This is a genomic window from Streptomyces gamaensis (assembly GCF_042656465.1).
GTDB lineage: Bacteria > Actinomycetota > Actinomycetes > Streptomycetales > Streptomycetaceae > Streptomyces > Streptomyces gamaensis.
On sequence record NZ_JBHSPB010000015.1, the window covers coordinates 162,173 to 183,249 of the forward strand.

Annotated in this window: 18 protein-coding genes; 7 read left to right on the forward strand and 11 right to left on the reverse strand. The window is 75.8% G+C overall.

Going from position 1 to position 21,077, the window contains the following annotated elements:
* Positions 1-7: 7 nt before the first annotated feature.
* The 3 genes from ACFP1Z_RS23555 to rsmH form a co-directional block, all read right to left on the reverse strand.
* Positions 8-1,930, reverse strand: coding sequence for a peptidoglycan D,D-transpeptidase FtsI family protein (locus tag ACFP1Z_RS23555; protein ID WP_390319149.1), 1,923 nt, complete (start codon positions 1,928-1,930; stop codon positions 8-10).
* Positions 1,931-1,996: 66 nt separating this feature from the next.
* Positions 1,997-2,578 carry a cell division protein FtsL gene (ftsL, locus tag ACFP1Z_RS23560; RefSeq protein ID WP_390319151.1) on the reverse strand — a complete coding sequence of 194 codons (582 nt, stop codon included), beginning with the start codon at positions 2,576-2,578 and terminating at the stop codon, positions 1,997-1,999.
* Positions 2,575-3,534, reverse strand: coding sequence for a 16S rRNA (cytosine(1402)-N(4))-methyltransferase RsmH (gene rsmH / locus ACFP1Z_RS23565; RefSeq protein WP_390319153.1), 960 nt, complete (start codon positions 3,532-3,534; stop codon positions 2,575-2,577). Before rsmH ends, ftsL begins: the two co-directional genes overlap by 4 nt.
* Positions 3,535-3,982: 448 nt before the next feature.
* On the opposite strand from rsmH, the gene ACFP1Z_RS23570 reads away from it, so the two are divergent.
* The 4 genes from ACFP1Z_RS23570 (at position 3,983) to ACFP1Z_RS23585 (ending at position 10,031) form a co-directional block, all read left to right on the forward strand.
* Positions 3,983-4,534 (forward strand): beta-class carbonic anhydrase, encoded by a 552-nt coding sequence (locus tag ACFP1Z_RS23570; RefSeq protein WP_390319155.1) that lies wholly within the window; start codon positions 3,983-3,985, stop codon positions 4,532-4,534.
* Between the two features lie 151 nt (positions 4,535-4,685).
* Entirely contained in the window at positions 4,686-5,738 is a 1,053-nt protein-coding gene (locus ACFP1Z_RS23575; protein WP_390319157.1) for an AAA family ATPase, read from the forward strand.
* A complete protein-coding gene (locus ACFP1Z_RS23580) occupies positions 5,738-7,159 on the forward strand; it encodes a DUF58 domain-containing protein (RefSeq protein ID WP_390319159.1) in 1,422 nt (473 codons plus the stop codon). Before ACFP1Z_RS23575 ends, ACFP1Z_RS23580 begins: the two co-directional genes overlap by 1 nt.
* Before the next feature lie 496 nt (positions 7,160-7,655).
* The gene (locus tag ACFP1Z_RS23585; RefSeq protein WP_390319161.1) at positions 7,656-10,031 is read left to right on the forward strand and encodes a transglutaminase TgpA family protein; all 2,376 of its coding nucleotides are present in this window, start codon (positions 7,656-7,658) and stop codon (positions 10,029-10,031) included.
* Positions 10,032-10,574: 543 nt separating this feature from the next.
* Here ACFP1Z_RS23585 and ACFP1Z_RS23590 read toward each other — a convergent pair.
* From ACFP1Z_RS23590 to ACFP1Z_RS23600, 3 genes are all read right to left on the reverse strand, one after another.
* The gene (locus tag ACFP1Z_RS23590) at positions 10,575-10,973 is read right to left on the reverse strand and encodes a DUF3040 domain-containing protein (protein WP_390319163.1); all 399 of its coding nucleotides are present in this window, start codon (positions 10,971-10,973) and stop codon (positions 10,575-10,577) included.
* 238 nt (positions 10,974-11,211) lie between these two features.
* On the reverse strand, positions 11,212-12,003 hold the full coding sequence (locus ACFP1Z_RS23595; RefSeq protein WP_390319165.1) for a methyltransferase: 792 nt from the start codon (positions 12,001-12,003) through the stop codon (positions 11,212-11,214).
* A 183-nt stretch (positions 12,004-12,186) separates the two neighbouring features.
* Positions 12,187-12,675 carry an SAV_6107 family HEPN domain-containing protein gene (locus ACFP1Z_RS23600; RefSeq protein WP_390319167.1) on the reverse strand — a complete coding sequence of 163 codons (489 nt, stop codon included), beginning with the start codon at positions 12,673-12,675 and terminating at the stop codon, positions 12,187-12,189.
* Between the two features lie 206 nt (positions 12,676-12,881).
* On the opposite strand from ACFP1Z_RS23600, the gene ACFP1Z_RS23605 reads away from it, so the two are divergent.
* The 3 genes from ACFP1Z_RS23605 (at position 12,882) to ACFP1Z_RS23615 (ending at position 16,027) form a co-directional block, all read left to right on the forward strand.
* A complete protein-coding gene (locus ACFP1Z_RS23605) occupies positions 12,882-13,496 on the forward strand; it encodes a TetR/AcrR family transcriptional regulator (RefSeq protein ID WP_390319169.1) in 615 nt (204 codons plus the stop codon).
* Between the two features lie 358 nt (positions 13,497-13,854).
* Positions 13,855-14,484 (forward strand): DUF4126 domain-containing protein, encoded by a 630-nt coding sequence (locus ACFP1Z_RS23610; RefSeq protein ID WP_390319171.1) that lies wholly within the window; start codon positions 13,855-13,857, stop codon positions 14,482-14,484.
* Positions 14,485-14,515: 31 nt separating this feature from the next.
* Positions 14,516-16,027 (forward strand): phytoene desaturase family protein, encoded by a 1,512-nt coding sequence (locus ACFP1Z_RS23615; protein ID WP_390319173.1) that lies wholly within the window; start codon positions 14,516-14,518, stop codon positions 16,025-16,027.
* Between the two features lie 460 nt (positions 16,028-16,487).
* On the opposite strand, the gene ACFP1Z_RS23620 is transcribed toward ACFP1Z_RS23615, so the two are convergent.
* The 5 genes from ACFP1Z_RS23620 to ACFP1Z_RS23640 form a co-directional block, all read right to left on the reverse strand.
* The gene (locus tag ACFP1Z_RS23620) at positions 16,488-17,345 is read right to left on the reverse strand and encodes a hypothetical protein (RefSeq protein ID WP_390319175.1); all 858 of its coding nucleotides are present in this window, start codon (positions 17,343-17,345) and stop codon (positions 16,488-16,490) included.
* 40 nt (positions 17,346-17,385) lie between these two features.
* Positions 17,386-18,303 (reverse strand): methylenetetrahydrofolate reductase [NAD(P)H], encoded by a 918-nt coding sequence (gene metF, locus ACFP1Z_RS23625; RefSeq protein WP_390319177.1) that lies wholly within the window; start codon positions 18,301-18,303, stop codon positions 17,386-17,388.
* A gap of 143 nt (positions 18,304-18,446) precedes the next feature.
* Entirely contained in the window at positions 18,447-19,100 is a 654-nt protein-coding gene (thiE, locus tag ACFP1Z_RS23630) for a thiamine phosphate synthase (protein WP_390319180.1), read from the reverse strand.
* 166 nt (positions 19,101-19,266) lie between these two features.
* The gene (locus ACFP1Z_RS23635; protein WP_390319182.1) at positions 19,267-19,632 is read right to left on the reverse strand and encodes an Rv2175c family DNA-binding protein; all 366 of its coding nucleotides are present in this window, start codon (positions 19,630-19,632) and stop codon (positions 19,267-19,269) included.
* A 108-nt stretch (positions 19,633-19,740) separates the two neighbouring features.
* Complete coding sequence (locus ACFP1Z_RS23640; RefSeq protein ID WP_390319184.1) at positions 19,741-21,000, reverse strand: NAD(P)/FAD-dependent oxidoreductase; 1,260 nt, start codon at positions 20,998-21,000, stop codon at positions 19,741-19,743.
* Positions 21,001-21,077: the final 77 nt, after the last annotated feature.

Consider the following 21,077-nt stretch of genomic DNA (forward strand, 5'->3'; position numbering starts at 1 on the left):
GACCGCCTCACTGGCCGTCGTAGCCCACCGGCAGCCGCGGGGACTGGGTGCCCGACGGCGGGACCTGCAGGGTCTTGAGGGCGAACTCCATCACCTGCTTGAAGACCGGGCCGCAGATCTGGCCGCCGAAGTAACTGCCCTTGGTGGGGTTCTGGATGGCGCAGTAGACGGTGATCCGGGGCTGGTCGGCGGGGGCGAAGCCGGCGAAGGAGGCGGTGTAGCCGTGGTAGCGGCCGGTCTGCGGGTCCACCCGGTTGGAGGTGCCGGTCTTGCCGGCGACCCGGTAGCCGGGGATCTTCGCCTTGGTGCCGGTGCCCTCGCGGTCGTCGACGACGGACTCCAGCATGGCCGCGAGCTCCTTGGCGGTCTTCTCGCTGACCACCCGGGTGCGGGCCGGGGCCGCGGCGGGCGTGAAGCGGCCGTCGGGCCCCTTGGTGCCGCGCACCAGGGTGGGCTGGACGCGCTCGCCGCCGGCCGCGATGGTCGAGTACACGGACGCGGCCTGGACGGCGTTGAGGGACAGTCCCTGCCCGAAGGGGATGGTGTACGACTGGGAGGCGCCCCACTTCGACGGCCGGGCCAGGATGCCGGGGGTCTCGCCGGGGAAGCCCAGGCCGGTGGGGGCGCCGATGCCGAACTTGCGCAGGTAGGAGTAGAGGACGTCGTCGGCCTGCTCGCGGGTCTTGCCCAGCTGCTCGGAGGCGAGGATCGTGCCGATGTTGCTGGACTTGGCGAGCACCCCGTTGAGGGTCAGGTGCCAGGTGGGGTGGTCGATGTCGTCGGCGAAGGAACGGTCGGCGCGCGGCAGCCGGTTGGGCACCTCGACGCGCGTCATCGGGGTGGCCACGCCCTCCTCCAGGACGGCGGCCATGGTCATCACCTTGCTGACGCTGCCGGGTTCGTAGGCGTCCTGCAGGGCGGCGTTGCCCAGGGAGTCGCGGTCGGCGTGGGCGAGGTCGCCCGGGTCGTAGCCGGGGGCGTTGGCCATGGCGAGGATCTCGCCGGTGGCGGTGTCCTGGACGACGACGTAGCCGCGGTCGGCCTCGGAGTCCTCGACCTGCCGGGTGATGGCGCTCTGGGCGGCCCACTGGATGTCGCGGTCGATGGTCAGCTCGACGTCCGAGCCGGGCACGGCGGGCTGTTCCTTGACGTCCCCGGTGGGCACCTGGCGGCCGCCGGACTGGGCGTAGACGCGCTTGCCGTCGCGGCCGGCGAGGACGGTGTCGAGCTGGGCCTCGACGCCTCCGCCGCCGCGGCCCTCGGCGTTGACGAAGCCCAGTATCCCGGCGGCGAGCGCCCCGTTGGGGTACACGCGCTTGCTGTGCGGTTCGCGGTTGACGCCGGCGAGGACGTTGACGCCCTCCTTCTTCGCGGCCTTCTCGGCGAGGCTCTTCTTCAGCTCCTTGATCTGGTTCCAGACCTTGGGGGCCTGGCGGCGGGCGAGGACGACGTACTTGGAGCGGGGGTTGGCGGTGAGCTTCTTCTCCAGTACGGGCGCGCGCTCGCCGAGGACGGGCGCGAGCAGCCCGGCGGCCTGCCGGGCCGCGTCCTCGGTCCTGGTGCGCTCGGGGGTGAGCAGGTCGGGGGCGGCGGTGATGTCGTAGGCGTCGACGGTGGTGGCCAGGTCCACGCCGGAGCGGTCGGTGATGGTGCCGCGCTCGGCGGCCAGGGTGACCGGGATGTAGCGGTTGACATTGGCCTTGGCCGCGTACGCGCTCGCGTCGACGGCCTGCACCTGCAACAGCCGCACGGTGAAGGCGATCAGCACGAGCGTGAGCCCGAAGCCGATCAGGCGCAGCCGGGGCCGGGGGCTGCCCAGCCGCAGGGCCTGGGCGCCGGCCGGGCGCGGCCGGCGGGCGCCCGCGGCGGGACGGGCCGCGGGGCGGGCGGGTCCGGGCACGCGGCGGCGGGGCTGGCGCGGGGTGCTCATGGCGCACCTTCCGGGCCGGTCGGAGGGTGGTGCGGGGGCCGTCCCCCGGGGGCTTGCGGCACGGCGTCACCTGCCGGGGTTCGAGACGGTGTTCACGGCGGTACGGGCGGGGGGCACCGGCCCCGGCGCGGGGCCGACCCGGTCGCCGTCCCCGTCGGGCGGCGGCGCGGGCACGACGACCGTGGGGGCCGTGGGCGGGGCGGGCGCCGGGGGCGCCTGCGGGGCGGCGGGGGCGGGGGCCTGCGGGGCGGCGGGCGGCGCGTAGGAGACGTCGTCGACGGGCCCGTTCGCTCCGACGGGGGCGGGCGAGCCGCGCACCGTGCCGTCGGGGGCCAGGAAGGCGGGGCTGCCGCCGGGCACCATGCCGAGCCCGCGGGCGCGGCGCTCCAGGGCGTCGGGGGCGGCGAGTTCGTCGACCTCCTGCTGGAGGGCCTGCTGTTCGTCGGTCAGCTCGGTGGTCTTGCGCTGCAGCTTGCTCAGCTCGAACGAGCCCTGGTTGAGGGCGGAGTTGAGGACGAGCAGGGAGATCAGGCCCGAGCCGAGGAGCACCACGACGAGCAGCACGAACGGGGTGCGCCGGGCGCCTGCCGGGCCGGTGGCCCGCAGCCGGCCCAGCCGCGCTCCCCGGGCGCGGGCCGCGGGTGTCATAGGACGTCCTCGCGGATGCGTTCGGCGCCGCGCAGCCGGGCGGGGGCGGCGCGGCGGTTGGCCGCGACCTCCTCCTCGGTGGGCAGTTCGGCGCCGCGGGTGAGGAGCTTCAGGCGCGGCTGGTAGCGCTCGGGCACCACGGGCAGGCCCGGGGGCGCGGTGCTCGCGGCGCCGGCCGCGAAGACCTGCTTGACGATGCGGTCCTCCAGCGACTGGTAGGACAGCACCACGACGCGGCCGCCGACGGCGAGGGCGGCGACGGCGGCGGGGATGGCCTTCTCGACGCTGGCCAGCTCGGCGTTGACCTCGATGCGCAGGGCCTGGAAGGTGCGCTTGGCGGGGTTGCCGCCGGTGCGCTTGGCGGCCTGCGGCAGTGCGTCGCGGATCAGCTCGACGAGGCGGGCGCTGTTGCTGAAGGGTTCCTTCTCGCGCTCGCGGACGATGGCGGAGACGATGCGCTTGGCCTGCTTCTCCTCGCCGTACGCGCGCAGGATGCGCACGAGTTCGCCGGGCGGGTAGGTGTTGAGGACCTCGGCCGCGCTCATGCCGGTCGTCTGGTCCATGCGCATGTCCAGGGGCGCGTCCTGGGCGTAGGCGAAGCCGCGGCCGGCCTCGTCCAGCTGCATGGAGGACACGCCCAGGTCGAACAGGACGCCCTGGACGCGCGGGATGCCGAGCCGGGCGAGCACCTCGGGCAGTTCGTGGTAGACGGCGCGGACGAGGGTGGCGCGCTCGCCGTAGGGCGCGAGGCGTTCGCCGGCCAGGGCCAGGGCGGTGGGGTCGCGGTCGAGGGCGACGAGCCGGACCTCGGGGAACCGCCGCAGCAGCGCCTCGCTGTGTCCGCCGGCGCCGAGGGTGCAGTCGACGACGACCGCGCCGGGCTCGGCGAGAGCGGGGGCGAGCATGTCCAGGCAGCGCTGGAGCATGACGGGGACGTGTCGCGCGTTGCTGCTCATGCGCCCTTCTGTGGTGTCCGGGTCCGGGCCGGGCGCCAGGCGTTCGCATCCCCGGGTCCCCGCCCGCTCCCCAGGGGAAGGGGTCTGTCCGGCGCCGGGGAAGGGGGGCCGGACGACCGGGGAGCGGGAGGAGGCCGAGGGCTTGCGTCCGCGTCGCGCACGTGCGGGGTCTGCGGGTTCTTCGGTTCCGGTTCTTCGGTGGGTTCCGGTTCTCCGGTTCCGAGGGGAGCGTCTGGCCTCCCACTTCGCGCCACTTTAGTCCACTCGTCCCCTCGGTCAACCAACCGGCCAGCGCGTCCGGGCGCGGTGCCGGGAGGTGCGCCGCCGGGTGCCCGGCGGCGGGCGCGGGTCCCGGTCCGTACGGCCCCGCCGGCCGGCGGCCGGACCGGCGCGGTTTTCCCCTGGGTAGCAGGAGCCACAGCATTCACTTCCGACTACCGTTTGGGCCATGTCTGCATCCGAGCACCGACCGACGCCCGAGACCGCCGGCACGACCGGGCAGGGCACGGTCACCGACCGTCTCGTGCGCGCGAACGCCGCGTACGCGTCCGCCTTCACCGACCCGGGCATGGACGCCCGCCCCGTGCTCAAGGTCGCCGTGGTGGCCTGCATGGACGCCCGCCTCGACCTGCACGCCGCACTCGGGCTCACCCTCGGCGACTGCCACACCATCCGCAACGCGGGCGGTGTGGTCACCGACGACATCATCCGTTCGCTGACGATCAGCCAGCGGGCCCTGGGCACCCGTTCGGTGGTGCTGATCCACCACACGGACTGCGGGATGCTGAGCCTGACCGAGGACTTCCGGCACGAGATCGAGGCCGAGGTGGGGCAGCGTCCGGCGTGGGCGGTGGAGGCCTTCAAGGACCTGGACCAGGATGTGCGCCAGTCCATGCAGCGGGTGCGGACCTCGCCGTTCCTGCCGTACACCGACGACGTGCGCGGTTTCGTCTTCGACGTCACGACGGGGCGGCTCAGGGAGATCGACCCGCGGCACTGATTGTCCACAGGCCGTGACGGAACGGTGCGCCGGCGGCAAGAATGCCGTGAAAGGGCGCCGCCCGCGTGGCCGTGGGGCGCGCGTCACGCATGTCGGGGCGGGGCGGGGTCCGTGCGCGGTCCCGCCCCGCGCAACGGGCCGAGGAGGGCCGGTGACGACCTATGACGAGCGAGCGGGCCTGAGCGATCCGGCCTCCGCCGCGGAGCGTGTCCGCCGGGCGGTGGAGGGCGTGATCGAGGGCAAGCCGGAGGTCGTGCGGCTCTCGCTGACGGTGCTGCTCGCCGAGGGGCACCTGCTGATCGAGGACGTGCCGGGGGTGGGCAAGACGATGCTCGCCAAGGCGCTGGCCCGGGCGGTGGACTGCTCGGTGCGGCGGGTGCAGTTCACCCCGGACCTGCTGCCGTCGGACATCACGGGGGTGAGCGTCTTCGACCAGCAGCGGCGGGACTTCGAGTTCAAGCCGGGGGCGATCTTCGCGCAGATCGTGATCGGCGACGAGATCAACCGGGCCTCGCCCAAGACCCAGTCGGCGCTGCTGGAGTCGATGGAGGAGCGGCAGGTCACCGTCGACGGGCACACCTACGAGCTGCCCGCCCCGTTCATGGTGGTGGCCACGCAGAACCCGGTCGAGATGGAGGGCACGTATCCGCTGCCCGAGGCCCAGCGCGACCGGTTCATGGCCCGGGTCTCGATGGGATATCCCTCCGCGGAGGCCGAGTTGCGGATGCTGCGCTCGCACGGCGCCGTCGACCCGCTGCGGGAGCTCCAGCCGGTCGCGCACGCCCACGAGATCCTCAAGCTGGTCGAGGCCGTGCGCACGGTGCACGTCGCCGACCCCGTGCGGCGGTACGCGGTGGATCTCGTCGCCGCGACCCGCCGCCACCCCGATCTGCGGCTGGGCGCCTCGCCCCGGGCCACGCTGCACCTGGTGCGGGCCGCGAAGGCGGCGGCCGCGATGGCCGGCCGGGAGTACGTGCTGCCGGACGACGTGCGCTCGCTGGCCGTGGCGGTCCTCGCGCACCGGCTGCTGCCCACCGCGCAGGCACAGGTGAGCCGGCGCACGGCCGAGCAGGTCGTCGTCGAGGTGCTCCAGCACACGCCCGTACCCGACCCGGCGGCGCAGCCGTGGCGCGGCCCGGACGGCCGTCCGCACAACGGCACACCACCCGGGCTGCGCCGGCCGCCCGGGCTGCGGAGGCGGTGATGGGCCCGCAGCCCGGGACGGACGGTCCGCATACCGGGGACGGCGGCGACCGGCCGGCCGGGCCCGTCGGCGGAGTACGGGCGGCACTGGGCGGGCTGACCACGCGCGGCCGCTCCTTCCTGGCCGCCGGGCTGGCCGCCGGGGGCTGCGCCTACGCCCTGGGCCAGGCGGACCTGCTGCGGGTCGGGCTGCTGCTGGCCGTACTGCCGCTGGTGTGCGCGCTGGCGCTGCTGCGCACCCGGCACCGCGTCACCGGCGGCCGCCGGCTCACGCCGGTACGGGTGCCGGTGGGGGCAGAGGCGCGGGTGCGGCTGCGGGTGAGCAATGTGGGGCGGCTGCCGACGGGGCTGCTGCTGCTCCAGGACCGGGTGCCGTACGCGCTGGGGGCGCGCCCCCGTTTCGTGCTGGACCGGGTGGCGCCGGGCGCGGTGCGCGAGGTGTCCTACCGGGTGCGTTCGGAGCTGCGCGGGCGCCATCCGCTGGGGCCGCTGGAGCTGCGGCTCGCCGACCCGTTCGGGATGTGCGAGATCGTCCGCCGCTTCCCGGGCCGGGACACGCTCACGGTGGTGCCGCGCGTGGAGGCGCTGCCGCCGGTGCGGCCGGGCGGCAGCGGCCCCGGGACGGGCGGCGGCCGGCCGCGTCCGTCGGCCCTGTCCGGGGAGGACGACGTCATTCCGCGCGGCTACCGGCACGGCGACGACCTGCGCCGCGTGCACTGGCGTTCCACCGCGCGCCACGGCGAGCTCATGGTGCGCCGCGAGGAGCAGCCGCGCCGTACCCGCTGCACCGTGCTGCTGGACACCCGGGCCGTCGCCCACGAGGGCTCGGGCCCCGGCTCGGCCTTCGAGTGGGCGGTCTCCGGGGCGGCCTCGGTGCTGCTGCACCTGCTGGAGCGCGGCCTGTCGGTGCGGCTCCTGACGGACGCCGGTACGTCGGTGCCGGGCCCGGAGGGGGTGGCCGGCCGCGCGGGCTACGGCCACGGCCCGTCGGACGCGGCCGGCCTCTTCCTCGACACCCTCGCGGTCCTCGGCCCCGGCGACGGCCCGGGCCTGGGCCCCGCGCACGAGGCACTGCGGGGTGCGGGAGAGGGCCTGCTCGTGGCGTTCTTCGGCGCCCTGGACGCGGGCGGGGCGGCGGTGGCCGCGCGGATGCGCCGGCACAGCGGTGCGGCGGTGGCCTTCGTCCTGGACCCGGCCGCGTGGGCGTCCGCCGGCACCGACGGCACGCGTGAACAGTGGCTGCGCGACCTGCGCGAAGCAGGCTGGACGGCCCTGCCGGTCGCCCCGGGCGCGTCCTTGCCGGAGCTGTGGCAACGGGCGGCTACGGACGGACACGCGCCCCCGGAACGGGACGCCGCCTGGCGGACGGGGCCCGCGGCGCCGGGCTCCACGCGGGAGAGACACGGGGGGCGCGGATGGTGAACGGACGGAAGCGGCCGACGACTCGCACGCCCTTCGGCGGCCGTCCGGGCGGGGGCGGTCGGACACATGTCCCCGGGGCGGGGCGAGCTGGGGCCGGGGGACATCTGACGGGCGGACACCCGGCCGGCACAGCCCACGGCGCCGGACTCCACACCGGAGCGGCCGGGCGCGGGCAGCCGCCAGGCAGACGGGCACGCGGCCCCGCGACGGGCCGGCCCCAGGCCGGGTACACGGCCGGCAGGGCCCACGGCGCCGGACTCCACCCAGCAGCGGCCAGGCGCGGACAGCCGTCGGGCAGGGGCAGGCAGGCGCATGGACCCACGACGGGCCGGATCCGGGGCGGGAGACACCTGACGGGCGGGCACCCGGCCCGCGGAGCCCGCCGCGCCGGGCTTCGCGCGGGAGTGGCAGGGTGCGCGGCGCGTCGGGTGGTCGGCTTGTGCGTCAACGCCCTTGCCGAGCGGGGGACTTCGGTGGCCGGTACGGGAGGCGCGCCGTGAGTGGGCGGGTGCGGCTTGTCCTTGCCTCGGTGGTGGCCACGCTGGGGGCGGGGTCCGCGTTGGTGCCGTTGGTGGACCGGGCCGGCTGGATACTGCAGGCCGCGTTCCTGCTCGCGGTGCAGTCCGGGGTGGGGCTGCTCGTGCGGCGGGCGGTGCGGGCGCGGCCGCTCGCGGTCGCGGCGCAGGCGCTGACGGGGCTGGTGCTGCTGACCGCGGTCTTCGCCGGGGGGCGGGCGGTCGGCGGGCTGCTGCCGGGCCCGGACGCCTTCCGGGAGTTCGCGCTGCTGCTGCGCGAGGGCACCGAGGACGTGGGACGGTACGCGATCCCCGCGCCCGCGACGGAGGGCATCCGGCTGCTCCTGGTCGGCGGCGTGCTGGTGGTCGGGCTCGCGGTGGACACGCTCGCGGTGACGTACCGCAGTGCCGCGCCCGCCGGACTGCCGCTGCTCGCGCTGTACTCGATCGCGGCCGGGCTGGCCCGGGGCGGCGCGGACTGGCTGTGGTTCCTGGTGGCCGCGGCCGGCTATCTGCTGCTGCTCCTCGCCGAGGGCCGGGACCGGCCGGCCCGCTGGGGCCGGGTCCTGGGTGCTTCGGGCGCCGGGCCGGGCGTCGCCCCGGAGCCGGCGCCGCCGCCGTCGTCCCCGGTGCGTACGGGCCGCCGTATCGGCGTGCTCGCGCTGGGCTTCGCGCTGGCGGTCCCGGCCGCGCTGCCCGCGATGGGCGACGGGCTGCTGCTCCCGCGCGGCCCGGACGGCGGTCCGGCCGGGGGCCTGGGCAGCGGCGCGTTCTCGGCCGTACGGCCGCTGGTGGCGTTGCGTGATGCCCTCAACCAGCCGGAGAACCGGGAGCTGTTGCGCTACCGCGGCGCGCCGGACGGCGCCCGTGATCTGTATCTGCGGATCGTGGCGCTGGACCGCTTCGACGGCACCGCGTGGCGGGCGTCGGAGCGGGCCGTCACGGAGGTGCCCGAGGTGCTGCCGGCGCCCGCCGGGCTGTCCTCGGGCGTGCGGACGGAGCCGGTGACGACCACCGTGACGGCCTCCGGCACGTACGCGCAGAACTATCTGCCGCTGCCCTATCCGGCCCTGGAGGTGCGCTCCGGCGGCCGCTGGCGGTTCGAGCCGGAGGGCCGGGTGCTGGTCGGCGAGGGCGGGCAGAGCACGCGCGGGCTGCGCTACGAGGTGCTGAGTCTGCGGGTGTCGCCGACGGCCGCGCAGCTCGCGGGGGCGCCGGCCCCGAAGGAGGAGGTGCTGCGGGAGTACACCAGGGTGCCGCCGGCGCTGCCGAGGGCCGTCGCGGAGACGGCGCGCAGTGTGACCGCCGGTTCCGCGAACCCCTATCAGCAGGCGGTCCGGCTGCAGGAGTGGTTCGCGGTGGACGGGGGTTTCCGCTACGACACGTCGGTGGACTCGGGCAGCGGCAGCGCCGCGATCGCGAAGTTCCTCCAGGACAAACAGGGGTTCTGTGTGCATTTCTCGTTCGCGATGGCGGCGATGGCACGGACCCTGGGCATCCCCGCGCGGGTGGCGGTCGGCTTCACCCCGGGCACGCCGCTCGCGGACGGTTCGATGTCGGTCGGCACCAAGGACGCGCACGCGTGGCCCGAGTTGTACTTCGAGGGTGTCGGCTGGACGCGGTTCGAGCCGACGCCGAGCCGGGGTACGGCGCCGGCGTACACGGTCGCGGACGCCCCGGCCCGGGAGGGGGCCGGCGCGCCCGTCCCGACGCCCGGCCGTTCGCAGGCCCCGGCCGCCGCCCCGTCGGCCCCGGCCGGCTGCCCGCAGGACGGTACGGGCGCCGAGGGCTGCGCCCACAGCCTGCGGCTGCGGGTCGGCGACGGGCAGTCCGCCGGCGGCCCCTCGCCCGTCCTGCTCGCGGCCGGGGTGCTGGCGGGGCTCGCGGTCCTGGCGCTGCCGCTGCTGCCCCTGCTGTGGCGCAGACGGGTCCGGGCGCGCAGGCTGGGCGGCCCGGGCCGGCACGCCGAGGGCGGCGGGGACGGCTCGCCGGCACCGCAGGCGGTGGTGGAACGGACCCTGGCGGCCTGGCACGAGATGACCGACTCCGCCTGGGACTACGGCATCCCGCCCGATGCGTCGCTGACCCCGCGCGGCACGGCGGCGCGGATCGTACGGGCGGGCGGCCTCGCGGGGGCGGCGGCGGAGTCGGCGCACCGGGTGGCCACGGCGGTCGAGCAGGCGCTGTACGCCCCGCGCCCCCGCGCGGCCACCGGCCTGCCGGCCGACGTCGAGCGCGTACGGACGGCCCTGCGCGGCGCCGCTTCGCGCGGCGTACGGCTCCGGGCCGCGGTGGCCCCGCGCTCGGCGGCCCGCTTGCTGCGAGCCCGGCCGCGACGGCGGCCCGCCGACCGCTGACACCGCCGCGCGGGAGCCGGTCGCGGCGGGTAGGGCGGGCAGCGCGGCGTGCCTTCGCCCGCGGTGCTGCGGGCAGCGGTACGGGTGCGCAAGGAGGGCGGAGGGCGCCGGAGCGGTGACGGCCACGGCAGCGCGGGGCACGCGGCGGCGGGGCGCCCGAGTGGCCGCGCCGACGAGCAGGGGCCGCGGCTCCGGTCCGGGCCCGCGGCCACGGGCAAGTGTGGGCACCCCCGCGACGGGAGGACGCGGGAGCAACGTACCGCCCCGCGCACAGCGGCACGGGACGCCGAAGCGCAGCCCTGCACGGGACACGGCGCGCAGCCGCCCGAGCGGCGTGGCGTCAACGGCCCCGTACACCACGGAAGTTGACGCGAGGACTCCGGCCGCCCGCGCGCGGCGCGGGCACGGACCGGCCCGCGCCGCCGCACGGCAACCCGACCTGACGGAACGTCAGGCCCCTCCGCTGCCGCGCGCGAGCGCAAACGCGTCCGGGGCCGGACCCCGAAGGGTTCCGGCCCCGGACGGCTCGGTCACGGTGCGGGCTCAGTGCCCCTGCTCGTCGCGGCGGCGCTGCCACCGCTGCTCGATGCGGTCCATCATCGTGCGACGCTGACGCATCCGCGTGCCGCGGCCCACGCCCCCCGCGGGGCCGCGCTGCGCTCCGGGCCTGGGGGCCTTGCGCCAGCCGGTGACGGCGAGGGCCGCGCAGCCGAGCATGACGAGGAAGCCCACCACGCTGATCCAGTACTGCCCCGGAATCATCACGCCGGTCATCAAGAGCGCGATGCCCAGCAGAAACCCGGCGACCGCCTGGTAGACCCGTCGCCGGGTGTACGTGCGCAGGCCGCTGCCTTCGAGCGCTGTCGCGAACTTGGGATCTTCGGCGTACAGCGCTCGCTCCATCTGCTCGAGCATGCGCTGCTCGTGCTCCGAGAGCGGCACGGAGTCCTCCTACTCGTCGGTCGCGGGGGGCGACCGGGCTGCGACCCTTTCAGGATAGGCAGGGATTCGCCCCCGTGAAACCCGCCCCTCTGCGCCAATCCGCCCACCGATGTCCATGTGGCGACCGGAGGCGTCGGGACGTACATTCCCGCTCCGCCGATCCGCCATGCCGGACGGTGTACCCCGATCATACGGGGCGAACCGGCTGATCGGGTGGCCTGTGACCCACCGCCCGCGGTCAGTCGCGTTCGGCGAGGACGTGCAGCTGAGTGGCCACCGAGTGGAAGGCCGGGAGCTCGGCGGCGGCGGCCTCCAGCCGCAGCAGCGCCTCCACGGCGCCGGGCTCGGAGTCCAGCAGGACCCCGGGCACCAGGTCCGCGAAGACGCGCACGCCGTGCACGGCGCTGACGGCCAGCCCGGCGGAGGTGACGAGCCCGGAGAGCTGCTCCGCGGTGAAGCGGCGCGGCACGGGGTCACCGGCCCCCCAGTGGCCGGCGGGGTCGGTGAGGACCTGCCGGGCCTCGGTGAAGTGCCCGGCCAGGGCGCGGGCGAGCACGGCGCCGCCCTGCCCGGCGGCGAGCAGGCTGAGGGTGCCGGCGGGGCGGAGCGCGGCGATGGCGTTGCGGATGCCCTCGGCGGGGTCGTCGACGTACTCCAGCACGCCGTGGCACAGCACGGCGTCGTAGCCGCCGCGCTCGACGACGTCGAAGAGGCCGTGGGCGTCGCCCTGCACTCCGCGCACCCGGTCGGCGACCCCCGCCTCGGCGGCCCGGCGCTCCAGCGCGAACAGCGCGTTGGGGCTGGGGTCGACGACGGTGACCCGGTGGCCGAGACGGGCGACCGGCACCGCGAACCTCCCGCTCCCGCCTCCGGTGTCGAGGACGTCCAGCACTCCGCCGGTCTCCGGGCCGGCGGCCTTGGCCCGGCGGTCGAGGGCGTCCTTGAGCACCTCCCAGACCACGGCGGTACGCAGGGACGCGCGGGGGCGCGATGGGGTCTCCCCGCCGAAGGCAGGGGAATCGGCTGGCACGGCGATGGCTCCTCGGCGCGGTGTCGCCGCCGCGCGGGGCGGCGAGCGGGTCTGACGTCGGCGGGGCCCAGCCTAATGCGCGAAGCGGTGAGGTCGGACAAGCACGCACCGGCCGGGCACGCGCAGCCCCTGCTCCCTCCCCGCTCCCTCCCCGTTCCCTCGCCCGCGCCCGCTCTGCCCCGCTCACCCCGCCGCCTCGCGCGGGTGCGGCTCGGGCAGCCGGGGCCGCGCGACCAGTGTCCGCTCCACCAGACGCCAGAACGCCTCGGCATCGCGCAGCAGATCGTCGGCCTCGCGCGGGCTCGCCGCGGACCGTATGCCGGCCTCGGCGCGCGCCCGGCGCTGCGCGCCGGAGGCGAACAGGGCGCTCCACTCGGCGAGTTCGGGCGCGACCTCGGGCAGCAGGGCCCAGGCGCTGCGGATGCGGCGCCGCCCCTTGGCGCTCTGCGGGCGGCAGCGCACGGCGAGCACGGCGGCGGCGGTGCGCAGGGCGGCGAGGTGCGCGGTGGCGTACCGCTCGTGCGGGGCCTGGAGCCGGGCCGCCTCGGCCAGGCCGGTCCGGGCCTGGGTCAGCAGGTCGAGGGCGGCGGACGGGACCGGGGCGGGGCGCGCCGGGGCCGGCCGGTCCCCCGGCGTCACGGAGGGGTGGACGTCGCTCGCGCCGGTGGCCATGACGAACCTCCTTCGTCGGGGCGGCGGCCCGCGTGCGATACGGGCCGCCGCCAACTGCCCTCCCATCGTCGGGTACCCCACTGACAATCGCCCTGACCTGCGTGAACACCCCAGCGTCGGGACGGGTTTCGAACGCGGGCGGGTACCGGGTGAACGGCGCGGGCCCTGCGGGCGACGCGGCCCCGACGGCAGGGAGAATCACTGCCATGGACAGCAGCAGTACGCGCCGTCGGAACACCCGCCGCAGGCTCTTCGAGGCCGCCGTCACGCTCATCGCCGAGCAGGGTTTCTCCGCCACCACGGTCGACGAGATCGCCGAGCGGGCGGGGGTCGCGAAAGGCACCGTCTACTACAACTTCGAGAGCAAGACCGTGCTGTTCGAGGAACTGCTGCGGCACGGGATAGAGATGCTGGCCGACTCGCTGCGCCGGGCCGCCGACGAGATGACGGAGGGCGGCGGCAGCCGGATCGAGGCGCTGGACGCGATGATGCGCGCCGGTCTGGACTTCGCCTCCCGCTATCCGTCGCTGGCCCAGCTGTACCTGGCCGAGCTGTGGCGCACCAACCGGGCCTGGCAGTCCACGCTGACGCAGGTGCGGCAGAAGGCGATCGCGGTGATCGAGTCCGTTCTGCGGGAAGCGGTGGCGCGGGGCGAGCTGGGCGAGGAGACCGATGTGCCGCTGACGGCGTCGGCGCTGTTCGGGATGGTGCTGGTGGCGGCGCTGGACTGGCGCTCGTTCCAGCCGGAGCGCTCGATCGACGAGGTGCACGCGGCCCTGTCGCGACTGCTGCAGGGGCGGGTGAGCGGGGCGGTGATGTGAGACAGGGGACGCCCGCGTCCGCGGGTGCCCCGCGCGCGTGCCCGGTACGGGGGGCACTGTTCCGGCGCCGGCCGAACCGTGTCGGCCGGCGCCGGAGCAGCGTTCCCCCGTGTTTTCCCCCCGAGCCCCCTGGTTTCCCTGTGGGAGCCCCCCGTGCTCCCCGGGTCGCGGCGGGGCCGCCGGCCGCTCCGCCGCCCCGTGTCGGCGGTGCGGTGCCGGTCGTCCCTGCCGTGGGTACCACTGTCCCGTCGCGGGGCCGGTCGGCTCATCCGCGCGCGTACTCATCTGCCGCTCTAGGTACGGGTACTCACCTCTGGGCACCCGGGCCCAGGAGGGCGCCCCGGTTACGATCGCCGGCATGTCGGTACTGCCCCTGGTGTTCACGAGCGGTTGGGCGAGCGGGATCAACGCCTATGCCGTGGTCCTGCTGCTCGGTCTGTCCGGGGCCACCGGGATGAGCGATCAGGTGCCTCAGGCGCTGCAGCGTCCGGACGTGCTGATCGCGGCCGGGGTGCTGTTCCTGTGCGAGGCGGTCGCCGACAAGATCCCGTACGTGGACTCGGCCTGGGACGCGGTGCACACGGTGATCCGTCCGGTGGCGGGCGGGGTGGTCGCGGCGCTGCTGACCGGGCAGGGCGGTTCGCTGCCGGAGCTTGCGGCCGGGGCCGTGGGCGGTTCGACGGCGCTGGTGAGCCACCTGGTCAAGGCGGGCACACGGGCGGCCGTCAACACCTCGCCGGAGCCGGTCTCCAACATCGCGGTGAGCACCGCCGAGGATCTGGGCGTGGCCGGGGTCGTGGTGCTCGCGCTGTTCCATCCGCTGGCGGCGGCCGTCGTCGCGGGGGTGCTGCTGGCGGCGGGCATCGCGCTCGTGGCGTTCTGCTGGTCGCGGATCCGCCGCTTCCTGCGGCGCCGGCGCGAGCGGCGGGACCGGGGGTCCGGCACGGGAACGGCCGTCGCCCCCGGTGGAGGCCGTCCGCCGCGCTGAGCTGTCGGACCCTGCGGATACAGTCGGGGCCATGGCACGGATTGCGGTGATCGGCGCCGGCATGGGCGCGATGGCTGCCGCTGCCCGGCTGGCCATTGCGGGCCACCGGGTGGCGGTGTTCGAGCGGGCGGCGGCGCCCGGTGGCAGCCTCGGGCGGCTGACCCGGGACGGCTTCGCCTTCGACACGGGCCCGGGGCTGCTGCATCTGCCCGCCGTCTACCGCGACTTGTTCCTCAAGACGGGCAAGGAGTCCCTGGAGCAGTGCGTGGGGCTGCGCCAGGTCGACCCGGCGAGCAGTCACGTCTTCGCGGACGGCACGTCGGTGGCGCTGCCGAACGCCTCGCGGGCGGGCGTCGTCACGGCCCTGGACGCGGCGGTCGGGGCGGGCGCGGGCGAGCGGTGGAGCGAGCTGGTCAACCGGGCGCGCGCCGTGTGGGACGCCACGCGGCGCCCGCTGCTGGAGGAGCCGCTGGCCGCGGACGCCGCCGCGCGGCAGGCGCTGGGCCGCGACCCGTATCCGGCGGTGCGCGGGCGGGGGCTGTTCCGGCGCCGGACCCCGGCGACGCTGGAGTCCGTCGCCGCGCGGGAGTTGCGGGATCCGCGGCTGGTCGCGCTGCTGGAGAGCCACGCGCTGGCGTACGGGCTCGACCCGCGGACCGCGCCCGCGAGCGCGACGGTGCTGCCGTATCTGGAGCAGACCTTCGGCAGTTGGTATGTCGAGGGCGGTATGCGGGCCCTGGCCGACGCGCTGTACGAGCGCTGTCTGGCGCGCCGGGTGGAGTTCCGCCTCGGCCAGGAGGTCGTCCGGCTCGTCGAGAAGGACGGCCGCGCGGCCGGGGTCGAGCTGGCCGACGGCACGGCCGCGGAGGCCGACCTGGTGGTGGCCGCGGTCTCCCCCGGGCGGCTGGACGCGCTCGCGCCGGGGGTGGCCGAGCGGACCGGGGGGCTGCTGCCCGCCGCGCCGCCCGGCCGGTTCTCGGTCTTCCTCGCACTGCGCGGTGCCCGGCCGCGGGGTTCGGCGCACCGCACGGTGGTCCACGGCCCGGACCGCGGCGCCGAGTTGTCGGCGGTCTTCGACGGCGGTGCGCGGCCGTACCGGCCGACGGTGACCGTGCTGCGGCCGGACGATCCGGCCTCGCGCCCCGACGACGGGCACGAGGCGGTCACCCTCACCGCGACGGTGGCGCCGCACGGGCGGGTGGACTGGCGCGACGAGCGGGCCGTGGCCGCGTTCGCGGACCGGATGGCGGATGCCGCCGAAGCGGTCGTACCGGCGCTCAGGGAGCGGCTGTTGTGGCGCGAGGTGCGCACTCCGGCCGACACCGAGGCGGCCACGGGCGCGGAGGGCGGCGGCGTGCCCGCGCCCGTACTGGCCGGTGCCGGCGGCGCGTTGCTGCGGCCGGCCAATACGACGCGGCTGCCGGGCCTGTATCTGGCGGGCGGTTTCGCCCACCCCGGCGGGGGCCTGGCACACGCGGGCATGTCCGGCGCGCTGGTCGCCGGCCTGGTCGTGGAGGGGAAGGACTTCCGCGGCTCGCAGTGACCGCGCCGGCTTGCGGGCCCGATGCGGCACCGGCACGTCGGCCGGGCTGCCGGAAACGGGGTCGGTGCGCACTGGGATGTTCGGCGCGGTGACAGCCGCCCCCGTCGCGCAGGGCGCAGACCCACGCGGCTTGCCGTGACCGCGCCTCACCATGCGGACGGCGCCGACCGGGCGGGCCGGCACGGTAAGAACCGCTCCCGTCTCGCAAGGCGCCGGCCGGCGCAGCTAGCGGTGACCGCGCCTCGCCGCGCGGCCGTTGCCGGCCGGGCGCACCGGGCCGGCTGCCGGAAACGGGACCGGCACACACCAAGACCTCCGGCACGGCGACAGCCGCTCCCGTCGCGCAAGAGCGCAGACACGCGCGGCCGTTGCCGGCCGGACGCACCGGGCGGGCCGCCGGGAACGGGGTCGGCGCACACCGTGCCGGACGTCCCGGTGTGCGCCGGCACCGGGCGGAGCGTCAGTAGCGGTAGTGCTGCTGGCCGTCGTGGCCGTTGGTGTGGTGCTGTGACTGGTTCGGTGGCTGCTGGGGCGGGTGTTCGCCGTCGCGTTGCTGGGGGACCCATACGCCGCCGGGCGGGGTGTCGATGTCGTACTGCCGGTCGGGGGCGTGCGGGTAGCCCTGTCCGCCCTGGGTGGGGTACTGCCCGTAGGCGTCGTAGGGCTCGTAGGACTGCGGGCGGCTGCCGATGTAGGGGTCGGAGTACGCGGCGTACTGCCCCTGGCCGTAGGCGAATTGGCCGCTGTCCCCGTGCTGTCCGGTCAGGTCCGGGGCGTGCTGGCCGACGTGGCCGTCGTAGGCGCCGAAGACGTTGGTGTCCTGGGCCGCGGCGCCGGTGTACGACGCGTCGCCGTAGCCGCCGCCGTAGGCGACGGCCTGGGGCGCGGCGGCGGGCTGCTGGGCCGGCTGCGGCGCCTCCTCGACGGCGGGCATCGCCGCCGTCCGCTCCACGGGCTCCTCGGCCGCGGGCGGGGCCGGGGGCCGCGCGGCGGCGGCCGGGCGGCTCCCGCCCTTGCGCCGCCTGCCGGAGCGCGGCCCGGCCCCGTCCCCGCCCGCCTTCGCGCGCTTGCGCACCGCCCAGCCGGCGGCGAAGCCCCGCCGGAAGGAGAGCGTCACATAGGTCTGCCCGACCGCGAAGGCGACCGCGCCGACGGCGATGACCACGACGGAGGGGACGACCACCCCGGCGACGACCCCCAGGAAGCCCACGAAGGCCAGCAGCCGCCAGCGCAGCCGCGCCTTGTACTGCAGCAGGACCTCGCCGAGCAGCCAGAGCGCGACCACGCCGAACGCGATGTAGAGGACCGTCCAGCCCATTTACGCTCCTCTCGTGCGGCCGCCGCCCGGGGAACGGCCGTCAGGACCGCTGGTGCAGTCCCAGATTCTCGTAGATTTCCAGCGTCGCCGTGGAGTGGTTCAGGGTAATGAAGTGCAGCCCGGGGATGTCCTCGTCCATCAGCCGGGAGCACAGCTCCGTGGCGTACTCGATGCCGATCGAGCGTACCGCCGCCGCGTCGTCGCGGACCGCCAGGATCCGCTCCGCGAGCTCGGGCGGGAACGTGGCGTTGCTCAGCTGGGCGAAGCGCTCGATCTGGCGGACGTTGGTGACCGGCATGATCTCCGGGATGATCGGGGTCTCGCAGCCGGCCGCCGCGACCCTGTCGCGCAGCCGCAGGTAGTCCTCCGCGTAGAAGAACATCTGGGTGATGGCGAAGTCGGCGCCGGCCCGGCACTTGTCCACGAAGTGCCGGATGTCGGCGTCCCAGTCCGTGGAGCGCGGGTGCATCTCGGGAAAGGCGGCGACGCCGACGCAGAAGTCGCCGGACTCCTTGATGAGGCTGACCAGTTCGACGGCGTAGTCGATGCCCTCGGGGTGGCGCACCCACTCCCCCATGGGGTCGCCCGGCGGGTCTCCGCGCAGGGCGAGCATGTTGCGGATGCCGACGTCCGCGTACTGGCCGATGACGTTGCGCAGTTCGGCTCGCGAGTGGTTGACGGCCGTCAGATGGGCGACTGGGGTCAGGGTGGTGTCGGTGGCGATCCGCTCCGTCGCCCGCACGGTGCCTTCGCGGGAGGAGCCCCCCGCGCCGTAGGTCACGGACACGAAGGTGGGGGCGACAGCCTCGATCCGGCGGATGGCGTCCCACAGGACGCGCTCCCCCTTCTCGGACTTCGGTGCCGCGAACTCGAAGGAATACGACCGCTCGCCGGAAGCGAGCAGCTCACGCACGGTGCGCGCGTGATCCGTCCTGGTGGAGGCTGTACCAAGGGCCATACCCGGCAAGTTAACCCGCGTTCGCCGGGTCTCCCAAGCCCGTTTTGGGAATTGCCCGTTTCGCCCCCTGACCTGGTCAGATTCCTGACGATTCGCTGGCGCGGGCCCGTGCTGCGGGCCTGCCCCGCGCCTCGCCGCGGCCGCTACTGCCCGTAAGCGCGTATCCGCTCCGCGAGCCGGGCGGCGGCCTCGGCCGGGTCGTCCGCCTCGGTGATCGCGCGGACCACGACGACGCGGCGGGCGCCGGCGTCGAGCACCTGCTCCAGATTGCCCGCGTCGATCCCGCCGATGGCGAACCACGGGCGCCCGGGCTCGCGGGCGGCAGCGTGGCGCACGAGGGGCAGGCCCGGCGCGTGGCGGCCCGGCTTCGTGGGGGTCGGCCAGCACGGGCCGGTGCAGAAGTAGTCCACGCCGGGCTCGGCGATCGCGGCGTCGACCTCGGACTCGGCGTGCGTGGAGCGCCCGATGAGCACGTCGTCGCCGAGGATCCGGCGGGCCGCGGGCACGGGCAGGTCGCCCTGGCCCAGGTGCAGCACGTCGGAGCCGGCGGCGTGCGCGACGTCCGCCCGGTCGTTGACGGCCAGCAGCCTGCCGTGGCGGCGGGCGGCCTCGGCGAACACCTCCAGGTGCTCCAGCTCCTCCCCCGCCTCCATGCCCTTGTCGCGCAGCTGCACGATGTCGACCCCGGCGGCGAGGACCGCGTCCAGGAACTCCGGCAGGTCGCCCTGGCGCTTGCGGGCATCGGTGCACAGGTACAGCCGGGCGTCGGCCAGCCGCTCGCGTGCGGTGACGGGCATCGGGTGTCTTCCCCCCCAGGTCGGCGGCGTACGGGCGCGGGGCGCGCCCGTACGCCGGACAGTGTGCCGCGGTGTGTCGCGGTGATTGCTTCGGTGTTCGTGGTCCCGGTGCGCGCGCCTCCCGGGCAGCCGCGGGCACGGCTGCCGGGAGGTGGTCGTCAGCGGGTCAGACGGCGAGCGCCTGGGCGCGGCGCTTCACCTCCGTGCCGCGGTCGCCGCGCAGCGCGTCCGCCGGGGTGCCGGGCAGGGTGTCGTCCGGCGTGAAGAGCCACTCCAGCATCTCCTCGTCGCTGAAGCCGTCGTCCTTCAGCAGCGTCAGCGTCCCGGCCAGGCCCTTGACGACCTTGCCCTCGCCGATGAAGGCGGCGGGCACCTGGAGCACGCGGTTCTCACCCCGCCGCACGGCGATCAGCTGGCCCTCCTTGACCAGCTGCCGCACGCGGGTCACCTCGACGCCGAGCTTTTCGGCGACATCGGGAAGGGTGAGCCAGGCGGGGACGAGGCCATCGGTCTTTGCGTCAATCTCGGTCACGGGACAAGCCTGCCATCCGGGACTGACAGCCGGTAGCCGGGTTGACCCGACCCGGGGCCGGTACCGCCGGGACGGGTGTGTCCGGAGTCCCTCCGGAGGCGGTGTCGCTCAGAGCACCGCAGCCTTCAGGGGGACGGAGGCGTCCGCGGCCCTGGCGCGGTCCAGGACCGCGCCGCGCTCGATGAGCTTGCGGCCCTGCGCCAGGTCGCGGGGCCGGCCGACGGCGAGCAGCGCGACGAGGACGCCGTCGCGCAGCCAGCACACCGTCCAGGCCGTGCTCCGCGGGTCGCCGCGCCACAGCAGTTCGTCGGTCGCGTCGTCGTGGTGGCCCGCGTACTGCACGAAGCGGCCGAACTGCTCGGACCAGAAGTAGGGCACCGGGTCGTAGACGGGGCCCTCGGCCGGGCCGTGCACGATGTTCCCGGCCACCGTGCGCGGGCCCTGTACGGCGTTGTCCCAGTGGTGCACCAGCAGGCGCACCCCGTAGCGGGCGGAGGGGAAGGAAGCGCAGTCGCCGACGGCGTAGACGTCGGGCAGGGAGGAGCGCAGCCGTTCGTCGGCGGCGACGGAACGGTCCTCGGCGAGTTCGATGCCCGAGCCGACGAGCCACTGGGTCGCGGGGCGCGCGCCGATGCCCACGACGACGGCGCCCGCGGGCAGCCGTGTACCGTCGTCGAGCACCACTGCGCCCGGCTCGATGGCCGCCACGCGCGCCCCCGTCAGCAGCCGTGCGCCGGCGTCGGTGTACCACCTGGCCATGTGGGCGGCGACCTCGGCGGGCAGGGCTCCGGCGAGCGGCCGGTCGGCCGCCTCGACGACGGTGACCCGGCAGCCCGCCTCGCGGGCGGCGGTGGCGAACTCGGCGCCGATCCAGCCCGCGCCGACCGCGACGATCTCGTGCTGCTCGGTGAGCACGGGGCGCAGCCGCTCGGCGTCGTCGAGGGTGCGCAGCAGGTGCACGCCGGGCACGCCCTCACTGCCGGGCAGCGCGACGGGGTCGGCGCCGGTGGCGATGACCAGCACGTCGTAGGGGACGGGTCCGGCGGTGGTGTCCAGGACGTGCTCCCCGGCCCGCAGCCCGGTGACCTCGCAGCTCAGCCGGAGGTCTATGCCGAGGGAGGCGAAGTCCACCTCGAACGCGGAGCCTTCGGCCTTGCCCAGCAGCACGGCCTTGGACAGCGGCGGCCGGTCGTAGGGCTGGTGGCGTTCGGCGCCCAGCAACAGGATGCGGCCGGCCCAGCCCTGCTCGCGCAGGGCGACGGCGGTCTGTACGCCGGCCATTCCGGCGCCGACGACGACCACGGTCTTCCCGCCGGCCTGCTCGCCGGTCCTCGCGCCCGATGATTGCGTCTGCTCGTGCTCGCTCACCCGGTCAACTCTAGGGCGGTGGCCGGGCCGCGCCGCAGCACTGTGTCACGAGACCTCGGACACAGCGTCACGCCGCC

Coding starts and splice junctions, on each gene's coding strand:
- thiE (WP_390319180.1), bottom strand. CDS start 19,100: ATGCCCGTCACCGCACGCGAGCGGCTGGCCGACGCCCGGCTGTACCTG.
- ACFP1Z_RS23605 (WP_390319169.1), top strand. CDS start 12,882: ATGGACAGCAGCAGTACGCGCCGTCGGAACACCCGCCGCAGGCTCTTC.
- ACFP1Z_RS23555 (WP_390319149.1), bottom strand. CDS start 1,930: ATGAGCACCCCGCGCCAGCCCCGCCGCCGCGTGCCCGGACCCGCCCGC.
- ftsL (WP_390319151.1), bottom strand. CDS start 2,578: ATGACACCCGCGGCCCGCGCCCGGGGAGCGCGGCTGGGCCGGCTGCGG.
- rsmH (WP_390319153.1), bottom strand. CDS start 3,534: ATGAGCAGCAACGCGCGACACGTCCCCGTCATGCTCCAGCGCTGCCTG.
- ACFP1Z_RS23570 (WP_390319155.1), top strand. CDS start 3,983: ATGTCTGCATCCGAGCACCGACCGACGCCCGAGACCGCCGGCACGACC.
- ACFP1Z_RS23610 (WP_390319171.1), top strand. CDS start 13,855: ATGTCGGTACTGCCCCTGGTGTTCACGAGCGGTTGGGCGAGCGGGATC.
- ACFP1Z_RS23615 (WP_390319173.1), top strand. CDS start 14,516: ATGGCACGGATTGCGGTGATCGGCGCCGGCATGGGCGCGATGGCTGCC.
- ACFP1Z_RS23620 (WP_390319175.1), bottom strand. CDS start 17,345: ATGGGCTGGACGGTCCTCTACATCGCGTTCGGCGTGGTCGCGCTCTGG.
- metF (WP_390319177.1), bottom strand. CDS start 18,303: ATGGCCCTTGGTACAGCCTCCACCAGGACGGATCACGCGCGCACCGTG.
- ACFP1Z_RS23580 (WP_390319159.1), top strand. CDS start 5,738: ATGGGCCCGCAGCCCGGGACGGACGGTCCGCATACCGGGGACGGCGGC.
- ACFP1Z_RS23600 (WP_390319167.1), bottom strand. CDS start 12,675: ATGGCCACCGGCGCGAGCGACGTCCACCCCTCCGTGACGCCGGGGGAC.